The organism is Phenylobacterium sp. (assembly GCF_044236515.1).
Classification (GTDB): domain Bacteria; phylum Pseudomonadota; class Alphaproteobacteria; order Caulobacterales; family Caulobacteraceae; genus Phenylobacterium.
On sequence record NZ_JBIIGK010000141.1, the window covers coordinates 1 to 7898 of the forward strand.

Below are 7898 nucleotides of genomic sequence, written 5' to 3' on the forward strand. Positions count from 1 at the left end.
TCGATCTCGGCCAGGCTCATGGCGTCGGCGTCGCGGACGACCGGCGTCACCAGACCCTTCTCGGTGCCGACGGCGACCGAGATGTCGTAGTGGTTCTTGTAGATGATGTCCTGGCCGTCGATCTCGGCGTTGACCTCGGGCGTCTGCTTCAGGGCGTGGATCACCGCGCGGACAAAGAAGCCCATGAAGCCGAGCTTCACGCCGTGCTTCTTCTCGAAGACGTCCTTGTACTGGTTCCGGAGGGCCATGACGCCGCTCATGTCCACCTCGTTGAAGGTGGTCAGCATCGCGGCGGCGTTCTGCGCTTCCTTCAGGCGGCGAGCGATGGTCTGGCGCAGGCGGGTCATCTTCACCCGCTCTTCGCGCTCGTGGATGGCGCGCGGCGCCGACGGCGCCGCGGCGGGAGCCGGGGTCGAGGCGCGGGCTTCGAGGGCGGCCAGGGCGTCGCCCTTGGTCACCCGGCCACCCTTGCCGGTGCCGGCGATGGCGCCGGCGTCGAGGTTGTTCTCGGCGGCGATGCGCTGGGCCGAGGGGGCCAGCACGGCTTCGGACTTGGCCTTGGCGCTGGGCTCGAGGTTCGGCAGCGGGGCCGAGGTCGGCGGCGCCTTGCCGGGGGTCGGCTCGGGCTGCAGCTCGCCGGCCGGGACCGGCGGCGGGTTGGACGAGGGGGCGGCCCTCGGCGCCTCCTTGGGGGCCGGTGCGGCGCCTGCGGCGCCTTCGGTCACCCGGCCAAGGACAGCGCCCGGGGTCACGGTCGCGCCTTCGTCGGCGGCGATCTCGGCGAGCACGCCGTCGGCCGGGGCCGCAACTTCCAGGCTGACCTTGTCGGTCTCCAGCTCGACGAGGATCTCGTCCTTGCGGACCGCATCACCGGCCTTCTTCGTCCAGCGGGCCACCGTGGCTTCGGTGACGGATTCGCCCAGCGCTGGCGTCATGATGTCGGCCATGGGGGATGCGTTCCTTCTCTTGCGTCAGCGGTGGTTCGGCGTCGGGTTCAGGCGAAGGCCTCGGTGAGGAAGGCTTCGAGTTCCTTCAGGTGCCGGCTCATCAGGCCGGCGGCGGTGGAGGCGGAGGCCGGGCGGCCGACGTAGCGGGCGCGCTTGGCCTTCACGTTGAGGCGCTCCAGGGTCAGCTCCAGCCACGGGTCGACGAACTGCCAGCCGCCCATGTTCTTCGGCTCTTCCTGGACCCACAGCAGCTCGGCGTTCTTGAACCGCTTCAGCTCGTTGGACAGCGACTTCAGCGGCCAGGGATAGAACTGCTCGAGGCGCAGGATATAGACGTCGTCGCGGCCGGTCTTGGCCCGCTGTTCGACCAGGTCGTAGTAGACCTTGCCCGAGCAGAGAAGGACGCGGTTGATCTGAGCGTCGGGCTTCAGCTGAACGCCGCCGACCTCGCAGCCGGCCTCGGCGCCGTCGACCAGCACCCGGTGGAAGGACGAGCCGTCCGCCAGGTCCGAGAGGTTCGACACGCAGCGCTTGTGGCGCAGCAGGCTCTTGGGGGTCATGACGATCAGCGGCTTGCGGAATTCACGCAGCAGCTGACGGCGCAGGGCGTGGAAGTAGTTGGCCGGCGTCGTCGGGTTGATGACCTGCATGTTGTCTTCGGCGCAGGCCTGAAGGAAGCGCTCCAGGCGGGCCGAGGAGTGCTCGGGACCCTGGCCCTCGTAGCCGTGCGGCAACAGCATCACCAGGCCGCTCATCCGCAGCCACTTGCGCTCGCCCGACGAGATGAACTGGTCGATGACCACCTGGGCGCCGTTCACGAAGTCGCCGAACTGGGCTTCCCACAGCGTCAGGGTTTTCGGGTCGGTCAGCGAGAAGCCGTACTCGTAGCCGAGCACCGCCTCTTCCGAGAGCGCGCTGTCCAGCACCTCAAAGTGGGCCTGGCCGGGACCCAGGTTGCGGAGGGGGAAGTAGACCTCCTCCGTCTTCTGGTCGATCACGCCGGAATGGCGCTGGGTGAAGGTGCCGCGGACGCTGTCCTGGCCGGACAGGCGCACCGGATAGCCCTGGTCGAGCAGGGTGGCGAAGGCCAGGTGCTCGGCGGTCGCCCAGTCGAGGCCCTCGCCCTTGTCGATCGCGTCGCGGCGGCCCTGGATGACCCGCTCGACGGTCTTGTGGACGGTGATCCGTTCGGGAACGGTGGTGATCTTGCGGCCGAGGTCCTGCAGCTTGGCCAGCGCCACGCCGGTCGGCTGGCGGATGTCGCCGTCGGGCAGCTTCATGCCGGACCACTTGCCGTCCAGCCAGTCGGCCTTGTTGGCCTTGTAGGCCTTGCCGGCGTCGAACTCGCGGTCGAGGAAGGTGTTGAACTCCTCGATCCAGCCGTCGATCTGGGCGCGGGTGGCGACGCCCTCCTGCTCCAGGCGGGTCGCGTAGAGATCGCGCACCGACGGGTGGTCCTTGATCTTCGCGTACATCAAGGGCTGCGTCATCGTCGGATCGTCGCCCTCGTTGTGGCCGAACCGGCGGTAGCAGAACATGTCGACCACGACGTCCTTGCCGAACAGCTGCCGGTATTCGGTGGCGACCTTGGCGGCGAAGGTGACGGCCTCGGGGTCGTCGCCGTTCACGTGGAAGATCGGCGCCTCGACCATCAGGGCGACGTCGGACGGGTAGGGCGAGGAGCGGGAGTTCTTCGGGCTGGTGGTGAAGCCGATCTGGTTGTTCACCACGAAGTGCATGGTGCCGCCGACGCCATAGCCCTTGAGACCCGAGAGCGCGAAGCATTCGGCGACCACGCCCTGACCCGCGAACGCGGCGTCCCCGTGGAGCAGCAGCGGCAGCACGTGGGCGCGGCCAGCCTTGGGGTTCTCGCGCAGGGTGAAGGCCTGTTTGGCCCGCGCCTTGCCGATCACGACCGGGTTGACGATCTCGAGGTGGCTGGGGTTGGCGGTCAGCGACAGGTGGACGGAGTTGCCGTCGAACTCGCGGTCCGACGAGGCGCCGAGATGGTACTTCACGTCGCCGGAGCCTTCCACGTCGCTGGGCAGCGACGAGCCGCCCTGGAACTCGTGGAAGATGACCTGGTAGGGCTTGCCCATCACCGCGGCGAGGACGTTCAGGCGGCCGCGATGCGGCATGCCGATGATGACGTCCTTCATGCCCAGCGCGCCGCCGCGCTTGATGATCTGTTCCAGCGCCGGGACCATCGCCTCGCCGCCGTCCAAGCCGAAGCGCTTGGTGCCCGGGAACCGGCGATGCAGGAACTGTTCGAAGCCCTGGGCCTCGATCAGCTTCTTCAGGATCGCGACCTTGCCTTCCTTGGTGAAGACGATCTCCTTGTCGCGGCCCTCGATGCGCTCCTGCAGCCACGCCTTCTCGCGCGGGTCGGAGATGTGCATGTACTGGACGCCGACGTTGCCGCAGTAGGTCCGGCGCAGGATCTCGAGGATCTCGCGCAGGGTGGCGGTCTCAAGGCCCAGAACGTTGTCGAGGAAGATCGGCCGCTCGAAGTCGCCCTCCGAGAAGCCATAGTTGGCCGGGTCCAGCTCCGAGGCGTCGCCCGGCGTGGTGGCGATGCCGAGCGGATCGAGGTTGGCCTTCAGGTGGCCGCGCATCCGGTAGGCGCGGATCATCATGATGGCGCGGAGGGAATCCAGGGTCGCGGCGCGGATCTCTTCCTGCGAGGCGCCGGGCGAGCGGGCGGCGATCTTGGCGCCGGCCTTGGCTTCGACGGCCGGCCACAGGCCGTCGATGGCCGACAGCCATTCGGCGCGGGCGGCTGGGGCGGCGGGCTTGGTCCAGGCGGGCTTTGCGACCGCACGGGCGGCATCGGCCGCGCCGTCGGCCAAGGTGGCGAAGAAGGCGCCCCAGGACGGCTCCACCGAGCCAGGGTTCGCCGCCCATTTCGCATAGAGGTCTTCGACGAAGGCCGCGTTCCCGCCGTAGAGGAAGGAGGTCTCGGCCAGCACTTCGTTGATCAGACCCGCGTCGTCCGCCATGTCACCGCTTCCCAGGTCATCCGCTTCCAGGGAGGCCGCGGAGCTTCTGAACTAGGAGCCGAGCGCGGACCGCCCACACAAAAATAATGTCTCAGGCGCCCTTCAGCACCTCGACCAGGGTCTCGCCGAGCTTCGCCGGCGACGGCGAGACGCGGATGCCCGCGGCTTCCATCGCGGCGATCTTGTCTTCGGCTCCGCCCTTGCCGCCGGAGATGATCGCGCCCGCGTGACCCATGCGCCGACCAGGCGGCGCCGTGCGTCCCGCGATGAATCCGACCATAGGCTTCTTGGTTGCTGAATTTTTAATGAATTCAGCCGCGTCTTCCTCGGCCGAGCCGCCGATCTCGCCGATCATGATGATCGACTCGGTTTCGGGGTCGTCCAGGAACATCTGCAGGACGTCGATGAACTCGGTGCCTTTGACCGGGTCGCCGCCGATGCCGACGGCGGTGGTCTGGCCAAGGCCCACCTGGCTAGTCTGGAACACGGCCTCATAGGTAAGCGTCCCCGAACGGGAGACAACGCCCACCGAGCCCTTCTTGAAGATGTTGCCCGGCATGATGCCGATCTTGCACTCGCCCGGCGTCAGCACGCCGGGGCAGTTCGGGCCGATCAGCCGCGACTTCGAGCCGGCCAGGGCGCGCTTGACCTTGATCATATCGGCCACCGGGATGCCCTCGGTGATGCAGACGATCAGCGGCACCTCGGCGTCGATCGCCTCGAGGATCGAGTCGGCGGCGAACGGCGGCGGCACGTAGATCACGGACGCCTCGGCGCCGGTCTCACGCACCGCCTGCTCGACGGAATTGAACACCGGCAGGCCGATGTGGGTCTGCCCGCCTTTTCCCGGGGTGACGCCGCCGACCATCTTCGTCCCGTAGGCGATGGCCTGTTCGGTGTGGAAGGTGCCCTGGCTGCCGGTCAGGCCCTGGCAGATGACGCGGGTGTCCTTACCAATAAGGATCGACATTTACGCAGCCCCCCGGACAGCCTGGACGATCTTCTCGGCGCCGTCCGAGAGGTCGTTGGCGGCGATCACGTTCAAGCCGCTCTCGTTGATGATCTTCTTGCCCAGCTCGACATTGGTGCCTTCGAGTCGGACGACGAGCGGCACCTTGAGGCCGACTTCCTTGACCGCCGCGACCACGCCCTCGGCGATGATGTCGCAACGCATGATGCCGCCGAAGATGTTGACCAGGATGCCCTTCACGTTGGGGTCGGCGGTGATGATCTTGAAGGCCGCGGTGACCTTCTCCTTGCTGGCGCCGCCGCCGACGTCGAGGAAGTTGGCCGGTTCGGCCCCGTAGAGCTTGATGATGTCCATGGTCGCCATGGCCAGGCCGGCGCCGTTGACCATGCAGCCGATCTCGCCGTCGAGGGCGATGTAGGAGAGGTCGTACTTGGAGGCCTCGATCTCTTTCGGGTCCTCCTCGCTCTCGTCGCGCAGGGCGAAGATGTCGGGGTGGCGGAAGAGGGCGTTGGAGTCGAACGACACCTTGGCGTCCAGGACGCGCAGATGCTCGTCGCCGGTGACGATCAGCGGGTTGATCTCCAGCATCGACATGTCCTTGGCCAGGAACGCCGTATAGAGCTGGGTCAGCAGGGTCGCGGCTTCCTTGGCGAGGCCGCCGGTCAGGCCGAGCGCGTTGGCCAGGCGCCGGGCGTGGTGCGGGAAGACGCCGGTAGCCGGATCGATGGAGAAGGTGACGATCTTCTCCGGGGTGTCGTGGGCGACTTCCTCGATGTCCATGCCGCCTTCGGTCGAGGCGACGACCGAGACCCAACTCGTCTCGCGGTCGACCAGCAGCGACAGGTAGAATTCCTTGGCGATGTCCGCGCCTTCTTCGATGTAGAGGCGGTTGACCTGCTTGCCGCGCGGGCCGGTCTGGTGGGTGACGAGCACCCGGCCGAGCATCTCCTCGGCATTTGTCTTGACGTCGGCGGCGCTCTTGGCCACCCGCACGCCGCCCTTGGCTTCGGCGGCCAGGCCTTCGAAGCGGCCCTTGCCGCGGCCGCCGGCGTGGATCTGGGACTTCACCACGAACACCGGACCGCCGAGCTTCTCAGCGGCCTGGACCGCTTCCTCGACCGAGAAGGCGGCGTAGCCGCGCGGAACCGCAACGCCGAACTCCGAGAGGACGGCTTTCGCTTGGTGTTCGTGAATGTTCATGAGGCCGTGGGGCTGTGAGTTCGTTCGTCTGGCTGACGAACACGCGGGCCTTATAGGAGGCCCCCTTTTTGGTGACAACCGCGTCTGGCCGGCCACCGGCAAAAACACCGCGCGAGCCTCTGACGAAGGCGCCGACTGCGCCGCAACGGGCGAACGGCGTTCTGTTGGCTCCGCGAGATGGCGGTCTTAGCGCCGCCGGGCCCGCCATTGCTCACGGCTCTGGCCCCACACCTGGCAGGGCTCCGACAGCGGCGGCGGCAGCATCGCCTCGCCCTTGAGCGTCGAGCCCAGGCGCTGGGCGACGCCGCGCGAGCCGGCGTTCTCGGCGTCGATGCAGTGGATGACGTCAGTCCAGCCGAGCACGTCGAAGGCGTAGTCCATGGCCGCGGCCGCGCCTTCGGTCGCATAGCCCTTGCCCCAGGCCTCGCGGGCCAGGCCCCAGCCGACCTCCGGGGCCGGCCAGCCCTCCGGCTGCCAGGGGCCGAGGCGGCCGACCCAGCGGCCGGTGGCCTTTTCGATCACCGAGAACATCGCAAAGCCGCGGATTGTCCAGGCGCCGGCCATGGTGCACAGCGCCCGCCAGGCGATGGCGCGCGGCTGGGTCCCGCCGATGAACCGCGCGGCCTCCGGGTCGGCGGCGAAGGCGGCCCAGGGCTCGAAGTCCTCGGCCTGGGGCGGCCGCAGAATGAGGCGATCTGTCTCAAGGAGAGGCGATGGCGCGGCGGGCATTTTGGCCTCATTGTGGCGGCGGGAGAGAGGTCGGGGTGGTCCTTCGTCAGCCGTGGGCGCGGCCGGCGAAGCTTGCACCTCGACCATCGGGGGTCCGGACCGGCGAGGACAAGCCCCCTATGACGGAAAATCCGTCCGAGCAGACTGCCAACGACATCGTGGCTCCGGCGCGTCCGGGCGGCCGGCTTCTGCTGGCCGGCGTGGTCGGCGCCTGCGCGCTAGGCGTCGGCGCCGGCCTGTGGGCGCGGCCGGCCGAGCACGAGCGCCGGCCGCTGCCGATCGTCAAGGCGCAGAGGCCGATGGCCCCGGTGCAGGCGCGAACCCTGGAGATCGTCGTCGACGACGGTCCCGGGCCGGTCGGCGCCCCGCTGGAGGTTCTGCCGGCGATCACCCGCGCCGCGCCGCCGGCCCGGATGGTCGCGCCGCCGCCGGTCGAGGCCGCGCCCGCCGAGCCCCCCGACCTGGCCCCGACCCGCCCGCCGGCCGGCCTCGTGCGCGTGCAGGCGGTCAAGCCGGTGGTCGTCGAGCCGGAGCCGGTCATCGTCGCCAAGCCGGTCCCGAAGAAGGTCGAGGCCCGCAAGGTCGAAGCTCGCAAGATCGAGGCTCGCAAGATCGAGCCCGGGAAGCCGACGCAGAAGGCCAAGGCGAAGTCCGAGGTCGTCAAAGCCAAGACGGAAAAGCCCAAGGCGACGAGGGCCGACAAGCCGAGGCTCGCCAAGATCGAGAAGGCTAAGGGCGAGAAGGCCAAGGGCAAGGAGAAACCGAAGCTGGCCAAGGCCGAACCGAAGGCCCGGCCCAAGGCCAAGCCGAGGCAGATGGCCAAGGCGACCAAGGCGGCGGCGTCCAAGGCGAAGAGCAAGCTGGCCGACCTGCGCAAACCGAAGGCGAAGGTCGAGCGGCTCGCCAAGGCCCGCGCGGTCAAGGTCGAGAAGGCGGCGGTGAAGGTGAAAGCCAAGCCGCCGGTCGCGCAGCCGCGCCCGACCCTGCCGCGGCCGACCGCCGAGAACCCGATCCGCAAGGCGTCGAACCGCTGCGTGTCGGCGGATCCCGGCG

Annotated in this window: 5 protein-coding genes and 1 pseudogene; 1 reads left to right on the forward strand and 5 read right to left on the reverse strand. The window is 68.7% G+C overall.

The window, feature by feature from the left end:
* The 5 genes from ACILRF_RS12895 to ACILRF_RS12915 form a co-directional block, all read right to left on the reverse strand.
* A partial coding sequence (locus tag ACILRF_RS12895; protein ID WP_395673510.1) for a 2-oxo acid dehydrogenase subunit E2 occupies positions 1–947 on the reverse strand: 947 nt, incomplete at its 3' end.
* A 47-nt stretch (positions 948–994) separates the two neighbouring features.
* A complete protein-coding gene (locus tag ACILRF_RS12900) occupies positions 995–3946 on the reverse strand; it encodes a 2-oxoglutarate dehydrogenase E1 component (RefSeq protein ID WP_395673512.1) in 2952 nt (983 codons plus the stop codon).
* Between the two features lie 91 nt (positions 3947–4037).
* Complete coding sequence (sucD, locus tag ACILRF_RS12905; protein ID WP_395673514.1) at positions 4038–4916, reverse strand: succinate--CoA ligase subunit alpha; 879 nt, start codon at positions 4914–4916, stop codon at positions 4038–4040.
* A complete protein-coding gene (sucC, locus tag ACILRF_RS12910; protein WP_395673516.1) occupies positions 4917–6116 on the reverse strand; it encodes an ADP-forming succinate--CoA ligase subunit beta in 1200 nt (399 codons plus the stop codon).
* A 186-nt stretch (positions 6117–6302) separates the two neighbouring features.
* Entirely contained in the window at positions 6303–6845 is a 543-nt protein-coding gene (locus tag ACILRF_RS12915) for a GNAT family N-acetyltransferase (RefSeq protein ID WP_395673518.1), read from the reverse strand.
* A 119-nt stretch (positions 6846–6964) separates the two neighbouring features.
* Here ACILRF_RS12915 and ACILRF_RS12920 point away from each other — a divergent pair.
* Positions 6965–7898, forward strand: a pseudogene (locus ACILRF_RS12920) (hypothetical protein); the annotation flags it as partial.